This window comes from Kitasatospora sp. NPDC096128 (genome assembly GCF_040303105.1).
In the GTDB taxonomy this organism is placed as follows: Bacteria; Actinomycetota; Actinomycetes; order Streptomycetales; family Streptomycetaceae; genus Kitasatospora.
This window is the reverse complement of sequence record NZ_JBEOSP010000001.1, coordinates 291989-312113: the sequence shown is the minus strand read 5'-3', so window position 1 is coordinate 312113 and position 20125 is coordinate 291989. Positions and strand designations below refer to the sequence as shown.

Annotated in this window: 19 protein-coding genes; 8 read left to right on the top strand and 11 right to left on the bottom strand. The window is 74.2% G+C overall.

Annotated features, from left to right (window positions below; genetic code table 11):
- Positions 1–103: 103 nt before the first annotated feature.
- The 3 genes from ABTY61_RS01305 to ABTY61_RS01295 all read right to left on the bottom strand — a co-directional run bounded on the left by ABTY61_RS01305 (position 104) and on the right by ABTY61_RS01295 (position 3589).
- Positions 104–1210, bottom strand: coding sequence for a calcium:cation antiporter (locus ABTY61_RS01305; protein WP_350502804.1), 1107 nt, complete (start codon positions 1208–1210; stop codon positions 104–106).
- A gap of 91 nt (positions 1211–1301) precedes the next feature.
- Positions 1302–2831 carry a serine/threonine-protein kinase gene (locus ABTY61_RS01300; RefSeq protein WP_350502803.1) on the bottom strand — a complete coding sequence of 510 codons (1530 nt, stop codon included), beginning with the start codon at positions 2829–2831 and terminating at the stop codon, positions 1302–1304.
- Positions 2828–3589, bottom strand: coding sequence for a serine/threonine protein kinase (locus tag ABTY61_RS01295; RefSeq protein ID WP_350502802.1), 762 nt, complete (start codon positions 3587–3589; stop codon positions 2828–2830). Before ABTY61_RS01295 ends, ABTY61_RS01300 begins: the two co-directional genes overlap by 4 nt.
- Positions 3590–4120: 531 nt before the next feature.
- On the opposite strand from ABTY61_RS01295, the gene ABTY61_RS01290 reads away from it, so the two are divergent.
- The gene (locus tag ABTY61_RS01290; RefSeq protein WP_350502801.1) at positions 4121–4528 is read left to right on the top strand and encodes a hypothetical protein; all 408 of its coding nucleotides are present in this window, start codon (positions 4121–4123) and stop codon (positions 4526–4528) included.
- A gap of 310 nt (positions 4529–4838) precedes the next feature.
- Positions 4839–5621: a glucosamine-6-phosphate deaminase gene (gene nagB, locus ABTY61_RS01285; RefSeq protein WP_350502800.1), complete on the top strand. Its 783-nt coding sequence runs from the start codon at positions 4839–4841 to the stop codon at positions 5619–5621.
- Positions 5622–5722: 101 nt separating this feature from the next.
- Here the strand turns inward: nagB and ABTY61_RS01280 are convergent, their stop codons facing one another.
- The 3 genes from ABTY61_RS01280 to ABTY61_RS01270 all read right to left on the bottom strand — a co-directional run bounded on the left by ABTY61_RS01280 (position 5723) and on the right by ABTY61_RS01270 (position 9260).
- Complete coding sequence (locus tag ABTY61_RS01280) at positions 5723–6853, bottom strand: aminotransferase class I/II-fold pyridoxal phosphate-dependent enzyme (RefSeq protein WP_350502799.1); 1131 nt, start codon at positions 6851–6853, stop codon at positions 5723–5725.
- A gap of 7 nt (positions 6854–6860) precedes the next feature.
- Positions 6861–7505 (bottom strand): helix-turn-helix transcriptional regulator, encoded by a 645-nt coding sequence (locus ABTY61_RS01275; protein ID WP_350502798.1) that lies wholly within the window; start codon positions 7503–7505, stop codon positions 6861–6863.
- A 105-nt stretch (positions 7506–7610) separates the two neighbouring features.
- Entirely contained in the window at positions 7611–9260 is a 1650-nt protein-coding gene (locus ABTY61_RS01270) for a YVTN family beta-propeller repeat protein (RefSeq protein WP_350502797.1), read from the bottom strand.
- Between the two features lie 265 nt (positions 9261–9525).
- Between ABTY61_RS01270 and ABTY61_RS01265 the strand changes: the two genes are divergently transcribed.
- The gene (locus ABTY61_RS01265; RefSeq protein ID WP_350502796.1) at positions 9526–9981 is read left to right on the top strand and encodes an RrF2 family transcriptional regulator; all 456 of its coding nucleotides are present in this window, start codon (positions 9526–9528) and stop codon (positions 9979–9981) included.
- Between the two features lie 115 nt (positions 9982–10096).
- Positions 10097–11278: a globin domain-containing protein gene (locus ABTY61_RS01260; RefSeq protein WP_350502795.1), complete on the top strand. Its 1182-nt coding sequence runs from the start codon at positions 10097–10099 to the stop codon at positions 11276–11278.
- 19 nt (positions 11279–11297) lie between these two features.
- On the opposite strand, the gene ddaH is transcribed toward ABTY61_RS01260, so the two are convergent.
- The 3 genes from ddaH to ABTY61_RS01245 all read right to left on the bottom strand — a co-directional run bounded on the left by ddaH (position 11298) and on the right by ABTY61_RS01245 (position 14147).
- Entirely contained in the window at positions 11298–12122 is an 825-nt protein-coding gene (gene ddaH / locus ABTY61_RS01255) for a dimethylargininase (RefSeq protein WP_350502794.1), read from the bottom strand.
- Positions 12123–12435: 313 nt separating this feature from the next.
- Entirely contained in the window at positions 12436–13491 is a 1056-nt protein-coding gene (locus ABTY61_RS01250; protein ID WP_350503072.1) for a CU044_5270 family protein, read from the bottom strand.
- 5 nt (positions 13492–13496) lie between these two features.
- Entirely contained in the window at positions 13497–14147 is a 651-nt protein-coding gene (locus tag ABTY61_RS01245) for an RNA polymerase sigma factor (protein ID WP_350502793.1), read from the bottom strand.
- 167 nt (positions 14148–14314) lie between these two features.
- On the opposite strand from ABTY61_RS01245, the gene ABTY61_RS01240 reads away from it, so the two are divergent.
- Complete coding sequence (locus tag ABTY61_RS01240; protein ID WP_350502792.1) at positions 14315–15298, top strand: aldo/keto reductase; 984 nt, start codon at positions 14315–14317, stop codon at positions 15296–15298.
- Between the two features lie 130 nt (positions 15299–15428).
- Here the strand turns inward: ABTY61_RS01240 and ABTY61_RS01235 are convergent, their stop codons facing one another.
- Complete coding sequence (locus tag ABTY61_RS01235; RefSeq protein ID WP_350502791.1) at positions 15429–16358, bottom strand: 4Fe-4S domain-containing protein; 930 nt, start codon at positions 16356–16358, stop codon at positions 15429–15431.
- Between the two features lie 235 nt (positions 16359–16593).
- Between ABTY61_RS01235 and ABTY61_RS01230 the strand changes: the two genes are divergently transcribed.
- The gene (locus ABTY61_RS01230; RefSeq protein WP_350502790.1) at positions 16594–17376 is read left to right on the top strand and encodes an SGNH/GDSL hydrolase family protein; all 783 of its coding nucleotides are present in this window, start codon (positions 16594–16596) and stop codon (positions 17374–17376) included.
- Between the two features lie 22 nt (positions 17377–17398).
- Here ABTY61_RS01230 and ABTY61_RS01225 read toward each other — a convergent pair whose 3' ends face one another.
- A complete protein-coding gene (locus tag ABTY61_RS01225; protein ID WP_350502789.1) occupies positions 17399–17842 on the bottom strand; it encodes a ribosomal maturation YjgA family protein in 444 nt (147 codons plus the stop codon).
- 145 nt (positions 17843–17987) lie between these two features.
- Here ABTY61_RS01225 and ABTY61_RS01220 point away from each other — a divergent pair, with 145 nt between their 5' ends.
- The gene (locus tag ABTY61_RS01220) at positions 17988–19463 is read left to right on the top strand and encodes a DUF2252 domain-containing protein (protein ID WP_502895194.1); all 1476 of its coding nucleotides are present in this window, start codon (positions 17988–17990) and stop codon (positions 19461–19463) included.
- Positions 19464–19500: 37 nt separating this feature from the next.
- Positions 19501–20121: a putative DNA-mimic protein gene (locus ABTY61_RS01215; protein ID WP_350502787.1), complete on the top strand. Its 621-nt coding sequence runs from the start codon at positions 19501–19503 to the stop codon at positions 20119–20121.
- Positions 20122–20125: the final 4 nt, after the last annotated feature.

The window sequence follows — 20125 nt, the reverse complement described above, 5'->3', positions numbered from 1 at the left end:
CAGCGCGGGCCGGGGACGACGGAAGCCCCTGACCGCACGGGGGGACGTGCCAGGGGCTTCCGTTCATCTCCACGGCCGCGGGGGCCTCAGTGGTTCACTCCCGTCACGGGTTCACCGCCAGCACCACGAACTCCGCCAGCACCCCCAGGTGCAGCGCCCCCTGCAGCAGGGTGGCCCGGCGCGGGATGACGGTCAGGGTGCCGAGCACCACCGTCAGGGTCAGCAGCACCAGGTGCGAGGGTTCGAGGCCGAGGACGAGCGGGCCGGAGAGCCAGACCGAGGCGATCGCGACCGCCGGGATGGTCAGGCCGATGCTGGCGAGCGCCGAGCCGAGGGCCAGGTTGAGGCTGGTCTGCACCCGGTTGCGCCGGGCCGCGCGCAGCGCCGCGATGGTCTCCGGCAGCAGCACCATCATGGCGATCACCACGCCGACCACGGCGTGCGGCAGTCCGGCGCTCGCCACCCCGGACTCGATGGTCGGCGAGACGCCCTTGGCCAGGCCGACCACCGAGACCAGCGCGACGGCGAGCAGCAGCAGGCTCATCCCGGCGGCCCGGACGGTGGGCGGCGCCGCGTGGTCGCCGTCCTCCTCCGTACGGACCTCGCCCTCCGGGGTGACGGGCAGGAAGTAGTCCCGGTGCCGCAGGGTCTGGGTGGTCACGAACAGCCCGTACACCACCAGCGAGGCGGTGGCCGCGTAGGCCAGCTGGGTGGTGGAGAACTGCGGGCCCGGGGTGCTGGTGGTGAAGGTCGGCAGCACCATGCTCAGGGTGGCCAGGGTGGCGATGCAGGCGAGCGCCGTGCCGGTGCCCTCGGCGTTGAAGACGGCGGTGCGGTACTTCAGCGCGGCCACGATGATGGACAGGCCCATGATCCCGTTGCAGGTGATCATCACGGCGGCGAACACGGTGTCCCGGGCGAGGGTGGAGGACTTGTCCCCGCCGTCGGCCATCAGCGTCACGATCAGCGCCACCTCGATCACCGTGACCGCGACCGCGAGCACCAGCGATCCGAACGGCTCCCCGGTCCAGTGCGCGATCACCTCCGCGTGGTGCACGGCGGCCAGGACCGCCCCCACCAGGAACACCGCGACGACGCCCACCACCCAGCCGGGCAGGTCCTCGTGCCAGGTCAGGGCGAGGACGACGAACGCCGCCACCGGGACGACGACGGTCCATTGCGCGGAGGCCGCGCGGAGCTTCGTGATCATGCGCCCGAGGATCCCAGACCGGAGGCCGGTCGCCGGGGTGCCCGCGCCGGGCCGTGGGCGGTTGTGGCACGACTCATCCCGGTTCGCCCGTTCACCCTCCGTACTCGGCCAGGTACCGGAGGACCTTGTCGACGTGCGGCCGGACCCGTTCCGGCACTCCTCCGGTGTCCGCCACGGTCTTGTCACTGGTCCGGTACGCGGCGGTGACCAGCGCGGGCAGGTCGCGGGTGAAGCCGTGCCGCTTGAGCTGCTGGTCGAGCCAGCAGACGTAGTTGCCCATCGCGGCGATCGCGTCGCCCGGGTCCAGGTAGGACTTCGGGCCGGGGTGGTTGGCGGCCTTGCCCCAGGCCTCGAACACCGCGGGCGTCCACATCGCGATGCCGTACTCGCCGGTCTCCGGGCTGGACGCGTTCGGGTCGAAGCCGCTCTCCGCCTTGAGCATCGCGGCCAGCAGCACCGGGCTGACCTCCGGTTCGGGGCAGCGCCGGGCGGCCTCCTCGATCATGCCCCGGTAGGCCACGGGGACGTCGGATCCGGCCGGGATCGCCCCGGGCAGCGGCGGCACCGCCCGCGGCCCGCCCGGCCCGGTGGGTTCGGGGCCGCCGGTCAGCACGCACAGGACGGCCGTGCAGACCAGCAGGCCGGCGCCCGCCCGCAGCGCCCGCCGGCGCCCGGGCGGGCGGGCGCCGGCCCGGGCGACCAGGGCGGCGAGGTCGGCGCGGGCGCGTTCCTCCCGGTCCGCGGCCAGACAGGCCGCCACCACGGCCCGCCAGCCGGCCGGGAGCGCCTGGTCCAGGCGCAGCGGGGTCGCGCCGCGCGCGTACGCCTGGGCGGCCAGTGAGCGGGCCCGGGCGGTGGCGCCGAGGAAGGGGTGCAGCCCGCCGGTGAGCAGCTGGTGGGCGATCACCCCGAAGGCCCACACGTCGGCGCTGGGGCGCAGGGCGACCCCGCGCGCCCCGGTGCGCTCGGACCACCATTCGGGCGGGACGTGGTCGGGCGAGCCGAGCGGCGGGGCGTAGGCGTGGGTGCCCTCGAGTTCGGCGGTCAGGCCGAAGTCGGCGATCTTGGCGGTGCCGTCGGGCATCAGCAGGATGTTGGCCGGTTTGAGGTCCCCGTGCACCCAGCCGGCCCGGTGCATGTGGGTCAGCCCGGAGCAGACCTCGGCGAGGATCCGCTCGGCGCCGGGGACGGCCGTGCCGGGGCGGGCCGTGGCGAGGGCGTCCTGGAGGCTGCGGGCGGCGCGTTCCATCACCAGGGCGACGGCGCCGTCCAGTTCGGGGCGGTCCGGGTCGTGGACGGTGACCACGGCGAGGGTGCGGATCAGGTGGGGGTGGTCGGCGCGGCGGCTGAACCGCAGCTCGCCGACGGCCATCTGGGCCATGGTGCGGCGCTGGCCGGGGCTGGAGCGGGCCGGTCCGAGGAGCTTGACGGCGGCCCGGGTGCCGTCGGGGGCCTCGGCCGCGTAGACGCTGCCCCAGGCGCCCGCGCCGAGGAAGGCGCCGGTGCGGTAGCCGGCCAGCGGGTAGCCCTCGGGCAGCTCGAAGGGCGGCCGCCCGTCCGGCGTACGGGTGTCCGGCCGGTCCGCGCGGGGCGGGTCGGCCGGCGGGTCGGTCGGGCTCACGGCCGGCCGGCCGGGCGTCGGGGCGGCAGCAGCGCGAGGTGCTCCTCCCGGACGAGGTCGAAGCGCAGGGCCAGGGCGACCAGTTCCTCGCGCTTGCCGCCGGCGGAGCCCTCCTCGTACGGGTCGCGCAGCCGCAGCTTGGCGCCGACCAGGTAGTCGATGTGGTAGTTCACCGCGGAGCGGCTCAGCCCGTGGCAGGCGGGCAGGGGGCGCAGCCGGGCCAGCACGTCGGTCACCCCGGGGACGGCGGCGGTGGACGGCGAGCGCAGCCGGGGCTCGCAGAGCGCGAGCAGCACCAGGAAGTACTTGGCGGTCGGGTCCAGGGCGAAGGGGCTGACGGTGCGTTCGCCGTCGCCGTCGCACGGGTGGCCGTCCAGGTAGGCGTGCTGCGGGGCGAAGACCTTGAAGGCGGCGGGCTCGCCGAGGGCGGGCAGCAGAACACGCGAGAGCTCGAACGGGACGGGCGCGCCGAGGCGTCCGGGGGCGACCTTGACGTGCTCCCCCGCGCCCTCCAGGTTCTCCACCACATAGGTGGCGGTGGTGCTGAAGTTGGACAGCCGCCAGTAGTCCTCGGCGGCGACCACCTCGCCCGCCCGGCGCGAGACGCCCTGGTCGGGCAGCGGGATGGGGACGGGGCGGCCGGGCTCACCGCGGCCGAACACCGCGGCCTCGCCGGGGCCCATCCGCAGCAGTCCGGGCGCCGCACCGGGTGCCAGGTCCGGCCCCGGGCCGGGCAGTTGCACGATGACCGTGTCCACGCCGCCACCTCCGTGGGATCGGTTCGATGGTATCCGTCCGATTCGCCCCGGTGGCAAGGCGCCACCCGGACGAGTGACGAATGGCAACCAACTCCGTTCGCCGAGGCGGGAGTTGACGGTCAAGGGAGGGCCGCCGGCGGAGGCCTCGCCGATAAAAGGGGAGTTCAAGGACTGGTCAAAGCAGTGGCCTCGGGGTACGGGCGCGAGGCGACAGGATCAACGCACCCCTCCCCGGCACCACGGACACCACCCCCATCCGCCGAAAGCGGGCCGGGTGCGGACCGAGCGCACACCCGGTACGGCCACAGGTCCTCGCAGGTCGGGGAGTTGGGGCGGGTGGCGCCATCGCCGAAGGACTGATCATCCGTCAGGCCGCGACTTGTCCGTATGCTGAACATCCGGCGAACGATTGCAGCCAGTAGTTGAACCGTCACCATGGGTGTGACGCAACGCACACTTGCCGATCCCATGATGTGTGCAAGACTCATCTCAAGGAATGAGATTCCCTTTATTTCCAAGGAGGTTCGTATCATGCGCACTCGGATTGCAGCCGTGATGATGACGGTGGCAGGGATCGCAGGGCTCTCGGCCGCCCCCGCCATGGCCGCCACGGCGACGTCCGAGGCCGGCACCGCGGCCTGCGCCACGGTGCTCAACCGCCCCTGCATCACGCACCAGGCCGACAGCGAAGGCATCGTCGGCATCGCCCAGGTCAACGCGGACCCCACCCAGTTGACGATGGTTCAGGTAGAGGTGCGCACCCAGAAGGCCTGGGGCAGCCCGTGGGAGACGGTCGCCAGTGCGACGACCGTCCGACTCGGCTCCGCCCAGGCCGTCACCTCGAAGGTCACCGCCACCGCCCCCCGCATCATCTGCGCCACCGCCGGCCCGGCGCTGGACGCCGGCAAGCAGGTGACCACCTGTACCAACCCGTTCTGACCCGGCCGGCTCCGCTCCGGCAGTCCGGACCCCGACCGGTCACCGGAAGGACACCAGCCGCAGGAACGACACCGTAGGACAGGGCAGCCCGTACGACCGGGCGCAGGGAGCCGGGGCCTTCGAGCCCCGGCTCTCCGCACATCCGGCCCGGGCTCCACGCGTCCGGCCCGCACACCCGGGAGCCCCCACCAGGCAGAACGCCCGGACCCCAGCACCGGCCCCGGGTGGACCTGGGGCCCCCGTTCACGGCAAACTGGTCTAGACCTTGGAGGTCTAGACCTCAGACTCGCCTCAGAACGGTGGACCCAGTATGGAAATCGTGATCGTCCCTGACGCCTCAGCGGCCGGCGAACTCATCGCCGCGGCGATCACCGATCTGCTGACCGACAAGCCCGAGGCCCTGCTCGGCGTCGCGACCGGCTCGACCCCGCTGCCGATCTACCAGGCCCTCGCCGAGCGGGTCCGGGACGGCCGCCTGGACGCCTCCCGGGCGCGCATCTGCCAGCTGGACGAGTACGTCGGCCTGCCGGCCGGCCACCCGGAGTCCTACCGCTCGGTGGTGCTGAAGGAGGTCGTGGAACCGCTCGGCCTGACCGAGGACTCCTTCCTGGGCCCGGACGGCAACGCCGCCGACATCGCCGCGGCCGCCACCGCCTACGACCGCGCGCTGGCCGAGGCCGGCGGCGTGGACCTGCAGATCCTCGGTATCGGCACGGACGGCCACATCGGCTTCAACGAGCCCTGCTCCTCGCTCTCCTCCCGGACCAGGATCAAGACCCTCACCCGGCAGACCCGGGTCGACAACGCGCGGTTCTTCGACAGCATCGACGAGGTCCCGCACCACGTCATCACCCAGGGCATCGGCACCATCCTGGAGGCCCGCCACCTGGTCCTGCTGGCCACCGGCGAGGCCAAGGCCGAGGCCGTCGCCCTGTCCGTCGAGGGCCCGCTGGCCGCCGCCGTCCCCGCCTCGGCGCTGCAGCTGCACCCGCACGCCACCGTGGTGGTGGACGAGGCCGCCGCCTCCCGCCTCAAGCTCGCCGACTACTTCCGCGACACCTACGCGGCCAAGCCGGCCTGGCAGAAGCTCTGACACCAGGGTCCTTCCGGGGACGGCGAGGGGGCGGGGCACCGATCGGAACCCCGCCCCCTCGCCGTCCCCGCCTCGCCGTCCCCGCCTCGGCCCTCCGCCGGTCAGCGCTTGCGCAGCCAGTCGGCGAAGGCCTCCAGCGCCGGACCCGGGTCACGGCGGCCGACGCCGATCCGGAAGCGGTCGGCCGGGGTGGGGGTGAGCTCGGAGCGGAACATGCTCGCGGGCATCAGCAGCACACCGGCCTGCTCGACCAGCGCGGTGCAGAAGTCCTCCACGCCGTCCGGCCCGAGGTAGCGCGGGTAGGCGACGCAGCCGCCGTCCGGGGCGCGCCAGTCGAAGAGCTCGGGGAACTCGGCGAAGAAGGCGTCGAAGTGCGGCAGGTTCTCCGCGATGAGGCCCCGGTTGCGGGCGAGGATCCGGTCCCGGGCGGTGATCGCGATCCGGGCCAGCACCTCGCTCGGCGCCGAGTTGCAGATGGTGGTGTAGTGCTTGGCCCGCTCCAGCCGGGTGCGCAGCTCGCGGTCCCGGCAGGCGATCCAGCCGATCCGCAGCCCGGGCAGGCCGAGCGACTTGGAGGTCACGTTGAGCGACAGTGCGGTGGCCGAGAGGTCGGCGGCCTGCGGCAGGGTGCGCGCCGGGTCGCGTTCCAGGCCCCGGTAGACCTCGTCCGAGAACAGCCGGATGCCCCGTTCCTCGCACAGTTCGGCGAGCCGGGCGAAGTCGGCGGCGTCGATCAGGGCGCCGGTCGGGTTGTTCGGGAAGTTGACCGAGAGCACCTTGGTGTTCGGGCGCAGCGCCGCCTCGACGGCGTCCAGGTCGAGCGCCCAGTCCTGCCGCTCGTCCAGCGCGACGCCGGTGACCTCGCAGAGCGAGAGCGGGATGGTCTCCGCGGACTGGTAGTTGGGGGTCAGCACCACCGCGTGGTCGCCCGGGCCGAGCAGCACCTGCATGGCGAGGTTGATGCCCTCCTGGGCGCCGCCGAAGCAGATCACGTCGTCCGCGTCGACCCGCTCGTACATCCCGGCGATCGCCTGCCGCAGGCCCGGGTCGCCGAAGGTCTCGGTGTAGCCGAGCGCCAGGGTGTCCCAGGCCTCGCGGTCCTCCGGGCCGGCCAGGGCGAGGAGTTCGGCCATCGTCATGGTCTGGGCGTCGGAGGCGGTGAGGTGGTGGCGGGCGGTGAACTCCCAACGGGTGAAGTAGGTTTCGAGCCGGAAGTCGGGCAGCTGGGTCATCGGGTCCTCAGTCCTTCCCGGGGTCGGCCGGGTGCTTGAGCTCGGCGAGCAGGGCGTAGGCGGTGGAGCGGGAGATCCGCAGGGCGACGGCCACGGCGGGGACGGCCCGGCGGACGGCGAACACCCCGGCCGCGTCGAGTTCGCGCAGGACGGCGAGCCGGTCCTCGCGGGTGAAGCGCTCCAGCGGGCGGCCCTGGGCGCGGACGCGGCCGCCGACCACGTCGTTGATGCGTTCCGTCCAGTCGCGTTCGAACAGCGGCTCGGGGCGGGGGCCGGTGGGTGCGGCGAAGTTCGTCAGCAGGGCCGCGGCCTGGTCCAGCGGGCCGCGGTCGAGGTTGACGCAGAGCACCGCCGAGGGCCGGCCGGCCTCGTCCCGCAGCACCGCGCTGACCGAGGAGAGCCGGCGGCCGTCCGGCAGCAGCTTCTCGTACGGCCCGTAGACGTCCGGGGCGGAGGGGTCCAGTTCGTCCAGTTCGCCGAGCAGGGACGGATCGCCGGGGGCACGGGTGGTCATCGGGTTCCAGATGGCCAGCACCCGGTCGGTGGCGGTGTCGTGCAGCACCACCTCGGCGTACGGCCCCAGCAGCTGGGCGACCGCGCGGCAGACCGGTGACCAGGTCCGCACGCGCGGGTCGGGGGTTTCGGCAGGCATGGATGGACTGTACGTCCGGCTCGGACACTTCGTCCAGTCGCGGGGCGGGGCCGGGCACGGGAGGGCCCCGCCCGGCGGTCCGGACGGGGCCTCCGACGGGGGCGCTCAGCGGCAGGTGATCAGCGCGCCGAGCACGGAGGTGCAGCTGCGGGTGTCCTTGCTGGTGGCGGGCGAGGGGTCCGCGGGGGCGCCGGCGGTGCGGGCCATCGTGACGTCCCAGGAGGTGACCAGGTTCAGCAGGCCGACCCGGACGGAGAAGTGCCGGGTGGTGGTGGCGCCCTTGGCGAGCGGCGCGGCCAGGGTGCAGGCGAGCCTGCCCGCAGCCACCGCGCAGTCGCTCGAGGTCGTGGTCAGCCCGGCGGGCAGGGTCGCGGCGACGGTGGCCGCGGTGATCGGGTCGGGGCCCTGGTCGGTGAGGGTGACGGTGTAGTCGACCCGGCCGCCGAGCAGTTCGGAGACCGGCCTGACCGTGAGCGCGACGGCCAGGTGGGCGCTGGGCGCGGTGTAGCCGAAGCGGTCGGCGGCGACGGCGGCGCTGGTGCCGCCGGGAGTGGTGACCTGGACGTCCACCGGGCCGGTCACCGTGGTGGCGGGCGCGGTCGCGGTGCAGCTGGTCTTCGTGCAGCTGAACGAGGCGGCCGGGCCGGCCGCGCCGAAGGTGACGGCGGTGGCGCCGTTCAGGTCGGTGCCGGTGATGGTCACCGTGGTGCCGCCCGCCCCGGAGCCGCCGTTCGGGCTGATCCCGGTCACCGCGGGCACCGGCAGCGGGAAGTTCAGCACGTCGAGGGCGTCGCCGGTGAAGTCGGCGAGGTAGCCGCGCCGCCCGTCGGCGCTCAGCGCCAGGGTGTACGGGCCGGCGCCGACCGGGACGGTCGCGGTGACGGTCCGGCCGGCCGCGTCGATGACGCTCAGGGTGTTGTCGGCGTAGTTGGAGACGTACGCGGTGGAGCCGTCCGGGGCGAGGGCGACCGAGTACGGGCCGTTGCCGACGGCGACGGTGCCGAGCAGGGAGTTGGCACCGGTGTCGAGCACGGCGGCCGTGGCGTCGTCCCCGTCGGCGGCCCACAGCCGGCTGCCGTCGGGGCTGAGCGCCAGGCCGAAGGCGCTGTGACCGACCGCGACCGTGGCGCTCACCGTGCTGCTCACGGTGTCGACCACGTTCACCGCCTTGGCGCCGGAGGCCGCGACGTACAGCCGCTTGCCGTCGGGCGAGACGGCCAGCCCGTGCGGCTCGGCGCCGACCGGGACGGTGGCGGTGACGGTGTTGCTCGCGGTGTCCAGCACGCTCACGGTGCCGGCCCCGGCGTTGCTGACGTAGGCGCGCGCGCCGTCCGGGGACAGCGCCAGGCCCCAGGGCTGGGTGCCGACGGGGACGGTCGCCGTCACGGTGCCGGTCGCGGTGTCCACGACGCTTACCGCGTTGTCCAGGTGATGGGTCAGGTAGGCGCGCTTGCCGTCCGGCGAGAGGGCGACGGCGTACGAGCCGGTGCCCGCGGTGAAGCTGCCGGTCACCGTCCTGCTCGCGGCGTCCAGGACGCTGACGGTGCCGGTGCTCTGGCTGGTCACGAAGGCCCGGGCGCCGTCGGGGGTGAGCGCCACACCGGCCGGGTAGGGCGCCACCGGCACGTGGGCCGCCACGGTCGGCGGGGGCGCGGCGGCCTCGGCGGTGGCGGGCTGGGCGAGCAGTGCGGCGGTGGCTGCGGATATCGCCGCCACGGCCGTCCAGGTGCGCCGGGGTGCGCGCGGTGATCTCACAAGGCCTCCAGGGGAGTCGAGCCGAGGGGAGGTGGTGCGGGGAGCTGGTGAAAGGCGTGGCTCCGGAACCGCTGCGAAGCGTAGATCGCGTGGTGACGGCACGTCAGGAGCTGATCGGTAATGTCGCCAAGTGTTCAGATTCGACCGGGATGCGACCAGCGGGACCGGTGGGACGGCGCGACCGGTGGGACGGCGCGACCGGGTCCCCGGTCGCGATCGTGCAAGAAATTGGAGTTCTGGAGTCGCATTCGATAGCGTTTCGATCGTGAGGCTGACCAAGAGCACCGACATCGCCCTTCGCATCGCCATGCGGCTCGCCGTCCTCGGCGAGGGCGAGAACCCGACCACCCGCGAGGTGGCCGAGTCGGTCGGCGTGCCGTACACCCACGCGGCCAAGGTGGTCAGCAGGCTGCAGCACCTCGGGGTGGTGGAGGCCCGGCGCGGTCGCGGCGGCGGGCTGATGATCACCTTCGCCGGACGGACCGGCTCGCTCGGCCTGCTGCTGCGCGAGCTGGAGGGCGTCGGCGACGTCGTCGGCTGCGAGGACGAGCCGCCGTGTCCGCTGCGGGCCGCCTGCCGACTGCGCGGGGCGCTGCGCGGCGCCCAGGAGGCCTTCTTCGCCGCGCTCGACCCGCTCAGCATCGACGACCTGGTGGCCTCCCCCACCGGGCCGGTCCTGCTCAGCCTCACCGCTCGACCCGCCGACCGACCCGCCGACTGACCCTGCCGGGCGACCCCGCACCGGAGGGCCGGTCGGCACCCATGCCCTTAAATGCGAGTCTCAGATACCTATTCTGGGACGCCGATTTCCCAGCTACCAGTCAGGAGCTCCTCTGATGCTGTCCGCGAAGTCCGCCGAGGTCGTCGAGGCCACCCTGCCCGTCGTCGGCGCCGCGATCGGTGACATCACCCCGCGCTTCTACGACCGGCTGTTCGCCGCCCACCCCGAGCTGCTGCGCGACCTGTTCAACCGGGGCAACCAGGCCAACGGCACCCAGCGCGAAGCGCTGGCCGGCTCGATAGCCGCCTTCGCCTCCGCGCTGATCGCCCACCCCGACCAGCGCCCGGACGCGATGCTCGCCCGGATCGCCCACAAGCACGTCTCGGTCGGCATCGAGAGCGCCCAGTACAAGATCGTCCAGGAGCACCTGTTCGCGGCGATCGTCGAGGTGCTCGGCGAGGCCGTCACCCCCGAGGTCGCCGCCGCCTGGGACGAGGTCTACTGGCTGATGGCCAACGCGCTGATCGCCCTCGAGGACCGGCTGCGCGCCGAGGCCGCGGCCGGCGGCGACCCGGCCGACCTGTGGCGCCCGTACACCGTGGTCGCCCGCCACCGGGAGACCTCGACCGTGACCACCTACCTGGTCCGCCCGGCCGACGGCCGCCCCGTCCCGGCCTTCCGCCCCGGCCAGTACGTCTCGGTGCGCACCGAACTCGCCGACGGCGCCCACCAGATCCGCCAGTACAGCCTGTCCGGCGGCGCCCACGGCGCCCTGCGGTTCAGCGTCAAGCGCGAGCCCGGCGGCGAGGTCTCCGGCCACCTGCACGACCGCCTGCGGGCCGGCGACACCCTCGAACTGGCGCCCCCGCTGGGCGACATCGCCCTCGCCGACGGCGACGGCCCGGTGCTGCTCGCCTCCGCCGGCATCGGCAACACCCCGATGACCGCGATGCTCGACCACCTGGCCGCGACCGGCTCCACCCGGCGGATCGTCGCGGTGCACGGCGACCGCGACCAGCTCAGCCACGCCTTCCGCGCCGAACTCGAACAGCTCACCGCCGAGTTGGCGGACGCCACCGCCCACGTCTTCTACCAGCGGCCGCTCGGCGACTGGCCGGCCGAGCGCACCGGCCTGGTCGACCTGTCGACCGTCGAGGTCCCGGCCGGCACCACCGCCTACCTGTGCGGCCCGCTGCCCTTCCTGCGCGCCGTGCGCGGCCAGCTGCTCGCGGCGGGCCTCCCGGCGGCGGACATCCACTACGAGGTGTTCGGGCCGGACCTCTGGCTCGGCGCCTGAGGTCCCACGACGGCTGCGGTCACGGCCTGAGTTCCAGGGTGCAGCACTTCGCCCCGCCACCACCCTTGAGCAGCTCGGAGACGTCCACCGGGATCGGCTCGTAGCCCTCCTCGGCGAGCCGGCCGGCCAGGTTCTTGGCGGCCTCCGGGAGCAGCACCCGGCGGCCGTCCGAGACCGCGTTGAGCCCGAACACCTCGGCGTCGGCCCGGTCGGCGAGCACGGCGTCCGGGTAGAGGGCGCGCAGCACGGAGCGGCTGTCGGCGTCGAAGGCCTCCGGGTAGTACATGACGTGCTCGTCGGAGAGCACGGCCAGCGCGGTGTCCAGGTGGTAGAAGCGCGGGTCGACCAGGGTCAGGCTGACCACCGGGACGCCGAACAGCTCCTCCGCCTCGGCGTGGGCGGCCCGCGAGGTGCGGAAGCCCGTACCGGCGAGCACCCGGCGGCCGACCACGAGGTGGTCGCCCTCGCCCTCGTTGACGTGCGCGGCGCGGCGCACCGCGCGGTAGCCGTGCAGCCGGAACCAGGCCTGGTACGCCTCGGACTCGGCGGCCCGTTCCGGGTAGCGGAAGGTCGCCACCAGGGCCCGGCCGTCCAGCACGGTCGCGCCGTTGGCGGCGTAGACCATGTCGGGCAGGCCGGGCACCGGGTCGATCAGCTCGACGGTGTGGCCGAGCCGGCGGTACGTCCGGTGCAGCCGCTCCCATTGGCGGACGGCGAGCGCGGTGTCGGTGGGCTGCGCCGGGTCCATCCACGGGTTGATGGCGTAGTCCACCGTGAAGTACGTCGGCCGGCACATCAGGTAGCGCCGGGGCCGCGCCGTACGTACCGGGGTGTGCGTGGGCATCGCTCAACCGTCCTAGGATCGCCGGGAGTTGGGTGACGCAGGTGCGCGTCGCCCCAGAGGCGGCTGCCCCGTCACCCCCGTTCGCACACCCGCGCGGGCGCCCCCGCCGGGCGCAACCCCCCGCGCACCCGGCGCGAACCCCGGCGCACGGGAATCCCGCACGGGGCGGCCGGCCGCCCCGACCGACCACCCGGCGCCGGGCAGCGGCGGCCCTCGGTCATGCCGACCCACCCGCTCCGCACTCCCCGCCGCTCCCCGGCACGCCGCCGCCCCGCCGCCCGGTCCGTGAACCGGGCGACGGGGCGGCTCCGACTCACGCCTGCGGCGTCTGCGCCTGGGTCTGCTGCGCGGTCGGCCGGTCGCCCGCCTTGTCGACGATCGCGCGCTTCACCACGGCGCCCTGGCCGAAGACCGTACCGGGAGCACCGAAGTCGCTGCCCTGCTCGACGACCTCCCCGCGCTGGCCGAGGAAGGCGTAACTGTCCTTGTCGAAGATCCACTCCAGCCGGGCGCCGTCGGCGACCCGCGCCACCCCGATGCCGTGCCGCCCGGTGATGTCCACCGCGTCGTTCTCCAGGGTGACACCCGGGATCTTCGCCGCCGCCTGGTAGAGCGCGGCGGTGACGGCCGGCGGCGCGATCTGCTCCTTCAGCAGCTCACTGATGGCCTTGAACGCCCGCTCCTCCTTCGGGCGCTTGCCGATGGTCTCGTCGTAGAGCTTCTGGAGCAGGGCGTCCGGGTCGGTCGGGAGCGTGGCCAGGTACTCGTACGTCGGGCTCTCGATGCCGGGCCGGCTGGGCCCCGACAGCTTGGTGTTGCGGCCCGGCAGGCTCGGGCCGGCCTCCTCGATCAGCAGCCCGTCCTGCCGTCCGTCCACCGAGAGCCAGACCTCCCGCTTGTGGGGCACGGCGTCGATCTTCACATGGCCCGAGGAGTCGAACACGTTGTTGGTCACCATCGACTCGGTGTAGACGAACTGGCCGGGCTTCACATCTGCGCCCGGCCGGCTCGCCGCGACCTGGGCGACGTGGTCCAGCAGCTCCACGGCGCTGGCGGGCACGACCTTCGCGGCCGACGACGCCGACGCCCCCGCCGACCCCGTCGCCTTCGCCGGCCCCGACGCCTCCGACTGCTCCGGCGCCGCGATCGGCGCCTGCGCGGGCTTCACCCGCGCAGTGCCGTCCCCGCCGCTCAGCACGACCGCCAGCGCCAGGCCCCCGGCCAGGGCGGGCACGGCCACCCAGCCGAGCCGGCGCCGCTTGGTCCGCGCGCCCGCGGTGGTGTTCTCCCGGCTGATCTCGCTCATCAGATGTCCCCTCAACAGCTGGTGGCGGTCGGGGGGGAGCACCGGCTCCCCTTGCTCTGGCATTCGGTTCATCGGCTGTTCCCCTGTATCGACCGGACCGCTCCGACGCGGTCATTCCGTACCTGTCCGCCACCGCCGGCGGGTTCCACCCGATTTCCCGCCGCCCTTTCCCCCACGGCGAGTTCCGCGTCCACCAGGACCCGCAGCCGGGCCCGGGCACGCGACAACCGGGAGCGCACCGTACCGACCGGCACCCCCAACGCCTCGGCGGCCGCCGCGTACTCCATCCCCGCCCAGACGCACAGGCCGAAGACCTCCCGGTCGCCACGGCGCAGCCGCGCCAACGCCCGCCGCACGGCGGCCAAGCGTCGGCTGTCCTCCAGCCGTTCGACCAACTCGTCGGCGAAGTCCGGCACCGCCTCGCGCTCCGGCAGCCGCTCCATCGCGGCACGGTGCCGGCGGCCCGCCCGGGCGGTGTTGCGCAGCACATTGGTGGCGATCCCGAACAACCAGGGCCGCACACCCTCCCCGTCCTCACGCAGCTTCCCGCGCAGCCGCCAGGCCTCCAGGAACGTCAGCGAGACGACATCCTCCGCCGCCGCCCAATCCCCCAACCGCCGCACCGCGTACCCGTATATCGCCTGCGCATGCTCATCGAAGATCTCCCCGTACGCACATTGGTCCCCGGCGCGTAGGCGCGCCCGCAGTGACAGTTCCACATCCCTCCCTGTCCGCCCGCCCCAGCCGGTTCCCTGTGATCCCCGTCACCCGCACCGCTCCCCGACCGCCCGCAGCCGGCGTGCGGGCCGTTCCGGTGGGCGTCATCATCTCCGGCTGCCTGGTGCCGGGGTCGGTGTGGGCGGGCGCCTCGTGAGAGGCTCGCGCCATGGAACAGCGCGCACTCGGCCGTACCGGCCGTCCCGTCTCGATCGTCGGACTCGGCACCTGGCAGCTCGGTGCGGACTGGGGGGACGTCCGGGAGGAGGACGCCCTGGCCGTGCTCGACGCCTCCGTGGAGGCGGGCGTCACGCTCTTCGACACCGCCGACGTCTACGGCGACGGCCGCAGCGAGCGGCTGATCGGCCGCTTCCTGAAGGAGCGCCCGGAGGCGGGGGTGTTCGTCGCCACCAAGTTCGGCCGCCGGGTCGAGCAGCGGCCCGAGCACTACCGGCTCGCCAACTTCCGTGCCTGGGCGGACCGTTCACGGGCGAACCTGGGCGTGGAGCGGCTGGACCTGGTGCAGCTGCACTGCCCGCCCACGCCCGTCTACTCCTCGGACGAGGTGTTCGACGCGCTGGACACCCTGGTGGCGGAGGAGCGGATCGCCGCCTACGGGGTGAGCGTGGAGACCTGCGAGGAGGCGCTGACCGCGATCGCGCGCCCGGGCGTCGCGAGCGTGCAGATCATCCTCAACGCGTTCCGGCTCAAGCCGCTGGAGCGGGTCCTGCCCGCCGCCGAGGCGGCCGGGGTGGCGATCCTGGCGCGAGTGCCGCTCGCCTCGGGGCTGCTCTCGGGCCGCTACAGCGAGCAGACCGTCTTCGCCCCGGACGACCACCGTACCTACAACCGCCACGGCGAGGCCTTCGACCAGGGCGAGACCTTCTCCGGCGTGGACTTCGCCACGGGCGTCGAAGCGGCCAGGGAGTTCGCCGCACTCGCCCCCGAGGGCGCCACCCCGGCGCAGACGGCGCTGCGGTGGATCGTCCAGCAGCCCGGGGTGACGACGGTGATCCCCGGCGCCCGCAACGTGGCACAGGCGCGGTCCAACGCCGCAGCCGCCGACCTGGAGCCGCTGCCCGCAGCCACGCTCGACGCCGTACGGGAGCTGTACGACCGCCGCATCCGGCCGCAGGTGCACGACCGCTGGTAGCCCGTCAGCTGCTCGCCGAGGCCGGCCGGCCTCGGCGAGCAGCCGCGAGCACGGACCGGGCGGAAGACGCCGCCCGGGCCTGGCAGCACGGCCTCACCCCGGACAGGCCCTGAGCCCCCGGGGGGCCGGGTCACCAGCGCACGGCGGCGAAGTCCACCGGCTTGGTCCGCAGCGCCCGGGCCCGGACGGCGAGGGCGCGCAGCCGGCGGTCGGCCTCCTCGGCGGGCATCCGGCGCTTGTCGCCGTGGCCCGGCAGCAGCCACTCGAAGCGCAGGGCGTCCAGGCCGCGCTCCAGCGAGGCGGCCTGCTCCTCGATCGAGTACCAGGTCACCGCCTCCTGCACCTCGATGTCCCCGCTGGTGCGGGACCAGTAGAGGCTGTCGCCGCTGAAGCAGTAGCGCCCGTCGGCGACGTACAGCACGCTGCCGAGGGTGTGGCCGGGGAAGGGGTGGGCGACCAGGCCGGGTGAGACCTCCACCGGGTCGGTGCCGCGCAGCACCCGGTCGGCGTCCGGGGCGGCGGCGAGGTCGCCCTCGTGGATCCAGAGCCGGGCGCCCAGCCGGTCGGCGTACGCGCGGCCGTGCGCGGCGTGGTCACGGTGGGTGAGCAGGACGTCGGTGACCGGGCCGAGGGCCTCGTAACGGGCGGCGAGCGACTCGCTGTAGCGGGGCGTGTCGATCATCGCCCAGCCGGTGGGGCGGCGGCAGAGGTAGGCGGTGGCGCCCGCGGTCTGCCGGGAGTTGTGGCCGAGCAGCAGCACGTCGCCGGTCTCGTCGAGGGCGAGCGGGAACGGGTCGGTGGCCCGGTCGAGCGGGCCGTCGCCGGGGCGGATCGAGCGGGTCGGGCAGGCGTGGGCGGCGGCGAGCAGTTGGCGGCGCTCGGCCTCGTCGCGCGGCTGGCGGACCAGCCGGGACTTGCGGTCGTGCTCGCGGATCAGGTCGGGCGCGAGCTGTCGGGCGACGTCGCAGTTGGTGCAGCGGTCGTCGACGATCCAGTTCGCGGAGCTGGTCTCGGAACTCTTCGCGGAACTGTTCGCGGAGCTGTCCTCGGAGCTGTTCATGCCGGTGTTTCCCCCAGGGAAAGAACGGCGGCCGGAGCGGCGCGCCGTCCTTCGAGCATCGTCCGGGCGGGCCGGAAAGCGGAAGGGGGCCCGGACCTTGTGCTTTCCGGGGCATGGCGCTCTGCGGCCCGACACGAAGCGTCAACGGGTCGTAGAGGGTACGTGGCCCATCTCACGTTCCGCCAGGGTCACCTACGGTGGCGTAGGTCACTTGAATGGGTGAACTATCTCTTTCATGCCGAACCTCCAGGAGACCCTTGACCTCAGTTCGTACGCCGCCCTCGGGGACAGCTTCACCGAGGGCCTGAACGACCCCGGTGCCGACGGCGCCTTCGCCGGCTGGGCCGACCGCCTGGCCGGACTGCTCGCCGACGGGCGGCCGCCGGGCGGGTTCCGCTACGCCAACCTGGCGGTGCGCGGACGGCTGCTGGACCAGATCGTGGCCGAGCAGGTGCCGCAGGTGCAGCGGCTCCAGCCCGACCTGGTCACCTTCTGCGCCGGCGGCAACGACATCCTCCGGCCCGGCAGCGACCCGGACGAGGTGGCCGTCCGCTTCGAGTCCGCCATCGCCCGACTCGCCGAGAACGCCGGGACGGTGCTGATCTGCACCGGCTTCGACACCCGCGAGGTGCCGCTGCTCAAGCACCTGCGCGGCAAGATCGCCACCTACAACGGCCACATGCGGGCGGTCGCCGACCGTTACGACTGCAAGGTCGCCGACCTGTGGTCGCTGCGCGCGGTGCAGGACCGCCGCGCGTGGAGCGAGGACCGGCTGCACCTCTCCCCCGAGGGTCACCAGCGGGTCGCCCTGCTGGCCGCCCGCTCGCTCGGCCTGCGCACCGAGGAGGACCCGGAGGCCCCGTGGCCGGACGCCCGCGTCCTCACCCCCGCCGACCAGCGGCGGGAGAACCTCCAGTGGGCCCGGGAGTACCTGATCCCGTGGGTCGGCCGGCGGTTGCGCGGCGAGTCCTCGGGCGACCACGTCGAGGCCAAGCGCCCGGACCTGATGCCGCTCTGACGGTCCGTCGGCCGACCGGCCGTCAACTGGTGCCGGGTGCCGCGGATCGGTCGTTCCGACCGGTCGGCGGCACCCGGTGCAGTGCCCGGCACAGCACCCCGTGCAGCAGCGCGGCGCCCGCCGCGCCGACCGGGTACCAGAGCAGGTCCGGCGGGTTGAAGGTCGACCCGAGCACCAGGTGCACCAGCGCGCTGTGCCGCCCCCACGCGTCGGGCAGCCCGGTGGCCTGGAACAGCTCCACCGCCCAACTGACCGCGGTCGCCACCAGGGCGGCCCGCACCGGTCGTACTCTGGGCGCCACCAGCACCACCAAGGCGTACACCAGGACGGTGTAGAGCGCGTCGCCCGCGTACTTGGCCACCCCTCCGGACAGCACGGCGCGCGCGCCCAGGCCGGCCGCCACGGTCAGCAGTGCGGCCGCGGCCGCGGGCAGTCGTACGGCCAGGCCGCTCCGAAGGTCATCCATCCGCCCCACGGTAGGCCGTCGCCCGGCCGCGCGACACGGCGGGGCCACCGGGCCTCACCCGGCCCGCCCGGCCCACGCGCCCCCGTCGGCCCACGCGCCCCCGTCGGCCCCGGGAACCACCGCGCCGTCCCGGACGTCACTCCCCCTGACGAGCCATCCGTGCAGGTCACGGGCGGGAGTTCGAGCAGGGCGGGCGGGGCGGGGAGCAGTGGCGGACAACGGAAGCACCACGGCACGGCGGCAGTTCGGCGTCCCCGGGTTCGCGACCGGCCCGGACGGCCGGGCGCAGCGGGCCCGCGAGCAGGGGAAGGCCCTGCGGGAGCGCGTCCCCCGGGAGCGGCACGCGGAGTTCGCGCCCGCGCCCGACCGGCCCACCGCCGTGGCCGCGTTGGAGGCCTCCAACGCCGGCCGGCTCCCCGGGCTGGTGCCGATCCGGGTGGGCCGGATGGCCGCCACCCCGTTCGCCTTCCTGCGCGGCTCGGCCGGGCTGATGGCCGCCGACCTCGCGGGCACGCCGGTGACCGGTGTCACCGCGCAGCTGTGCGGGGACGCCCACGCGGCCAACTTCGGCCTGTACGGCGACGCCCGCGGCCAACTGGTGATGGACATCAACGACTTCGACGAGACCGTGCCCGGCCCCTGGGAGTGGGACCTCAAGCGGTTGGCCACCAGCCTGGTGCTGGCCGGGCGGGAGACCGGGGCGAGCGAGAGCACCGCCCGCGCCGCCGCCGCGCACGCGGCCGGCTCCTACCGGCGCACCATGCGCACCCTCGCCAAGCTGCCCGCCCTGGACGCCTGGAACGCCGTGGCGGACGAGCAGTTGGTGTCGTTCGCCGAGGCGCACGACCTCGCCGACGTCCTGCGCAAGGTCGGGGCGAAGGCCCTCGGCAACACCAGTGCCCGGTTCGCCGCCCGCAGCACCACCCGTACCGCGGACGGCGGTTGGCGCTTCACGGCCGCCCCGCCGGTGCTCACCGAGGTCACCGACGCGACCGCCCGGGCGGTGGCCGAGGCACTCGGCCCGTACGTGGCGACGGTGCCCGCCGAGGTGCGCACCCTGCTGTCCCGGTACCGGGTGCAGGACGTGGCGTTCCGGGTGGTCGGCACCGGCAGTGTCGGCACCCGCTCGTACGTCGTGCTGCTCACCGACCACCGGGACCAGCCGCTGGTGCTGCAGGTGAAGGAGGCCCGGCCGTCCGTCCTGCTGCCGTACCTGGACGGCGGCCGGGGGCAGCGGCCGGCGGAGCACGAGGGCCGCCGCGTGGTGCTCGGCCAGAAGCACATGCAGGTGGTCAGCGACACCCTGCTGGGCTGGACGACCGTCGACGGACTCCCCTACCAGGTGCGGCAGTTCCGCAACCGCAAGGGCAGCGTCGACCCGGCCGCGCTGCTGCCGGGCCAGTTGGACGACTACGCGCGGATCACCGGCGCGCTGCTCGCCCGGGCGCACGCCCACACCGCCGACCCCGGCCTGCTCGCCGGGTACTGCGGCAAGGGCGAGGCGCTGGACGAGGCGGTCGCCGCCTTCGCCGTCGCCTACGCGGACCGCACCGAGGCCGACCACGCCGAGTTGCTGACGGCGGTGCGCAGCGGGCGGCTGCCGGCCGAGCAGGGCGTCTGACGGCGGTTGTCGTACCTCGGCGCTAGATTCCGGGGCCATGGGACTGTCGATCATTGTGGGGACGCTCGGTTCCCCGGAGCTGCGGGACGACGCCGAGGTGCTGCACCGGGCGCTGGCGGCCGAGGGGGTGGCCTGGCGGGAGCCGGCCGCGCCGGGAGGTGCCGGCGTGGTCTTCTCGGCGGGCTTCCCGTACAGCTACCTGTCCGGGCTGCGGCGGGTGTACGTGCTGCACCGGCTGGGCGAGCCGGTCACCGGGGCGCGCGGGGTGAGTCGGGAGCAGTACGAGGAGGAGCTGGGGCTGGTCGACGACGAGACCGTCATGTTCGACTCGCACCTGCTCTGCCACGCCGACTACGCGGGTTACTACATACCGGCGGAGCTCCCCTTCGAGGAGCCGCTGTTCCTGCCGGAGGAGTTCGGTGTGCCCGGCGGCGGCATGGTGGGTTCGTGCGGCGCCCTGCGCGCCGAGCTCCTGGGGTTCGCCGCCGCCATCGGGATCCGGCTGGAGGCCGACGGCTCGCTGGGCCCGGCGGAGGAGTCCCGGCTGGCCGATCTGCCGGGGGACGACCCGTTCGAGCCGGAGGTCTACACCTGGCTCCAGCTGTACCGGGCCTGCCGGGCCGGCCTGGACAGCGGGAGCGCGATCGTCTTCTGCTGACCCC

Excerpts from the sequence above, each read along its gene's own strand:
- ABTY61_RS01305 (WP_350502804.1), bottom strand. The coding sequence starts at position 1,210 with ATGATCACGAAGCTCCGCGCGGCCTCCGCGCAATGGACCGTCGTCGTC.
- ABTY61_RS01290 (WP_350502801.1), top strand. The coding sequence starts at position 4,121 with ATGCGCACTCGGATTGCAGCCGTGATGATGACGGTGGCAGGGATCGCA.
- nagB (WP_350502800.1), top strand. The coding sequence starts at position 4,839 with ATGGAAATCGTGATCGTCCCTGACGCCTCAGCGGCCGGCGAACTCATC.
- ABTY61_RS01280 (WP_350502799.1), bottom strand. The coding sequence starts at position 6,853 with ATGACCCAGCTGCCCGACTTCCGGCTCGAAACCTACTTCACCCGTTGG.
- ABTY61_RS01275 (WP_350502798.1), bottom strand. The coding sequence starts at position 7,505 with ATGCCTGCCGAAACCCCCGACCCGCGCGTGCGGACCTGGTCACCGGTC.
- ABTY61_RS01260 (WP_350502795.1), top strand. The coding sequence starts at position 10,097 with ATGCTGTCCGCGAAGTCCGCCGAGGTCGTCGAGGCCACCCTGCCCGTC.
- ddaH (WP_350502794.1), bottom strand. The coding sequence starts at position 12,122 with ATGCCCACGCACACCCCGGTACGTACGGCGCGGCCCCGGCGCTACCTG.
- ABTY61_RS01250 (WP_350503072.1), bottom strand. The coding sequence starts at position 13,491 with ATGCCAGAGCAAGGGGAGCCGGTGCTCCCCCCCGACCGCCACCAGCTG.
- ABTY61_RS01240 (WP_350502792.1), top strand. The coding sequence starts at position 14,315 with ATGGAACAGCGCGCACTCGGCCGTACCGGCCGTCCCGTCTCGATCGTC.
- ABTY61_RS01235 (WP_350502791.1), bottom strand. The coding sequence starts at position 16,358 with ATGAACAGCTCCGAGGACAGCTCCGCGAACAGTTCCGCGAAGAGTTCC.
- ABTY61_RS01230 (WP_350502790.1), top strand. The coding sequence starts at position 16,594 with ATGCCGAACCTCCAGGAGACCCTTGACCTCAGTTCGTACGCCGCCCTC.
- ABTY61_RS01225 (WP_350502789.1), bottom strand. The coding sequence starts at position 17,842 with ATGGATGACCTTCGGAGCGGCCTGGCCGTACGACTGCCCGCGGCCGCG.
- ABTY61_RS01215 (WP_350502787.1), top strand. The coding sequence starts at position 19,501 with ATGGGACTGTCGATCATTGTGGGGACGCTCGGTTCCCCGGAGCTGCGG.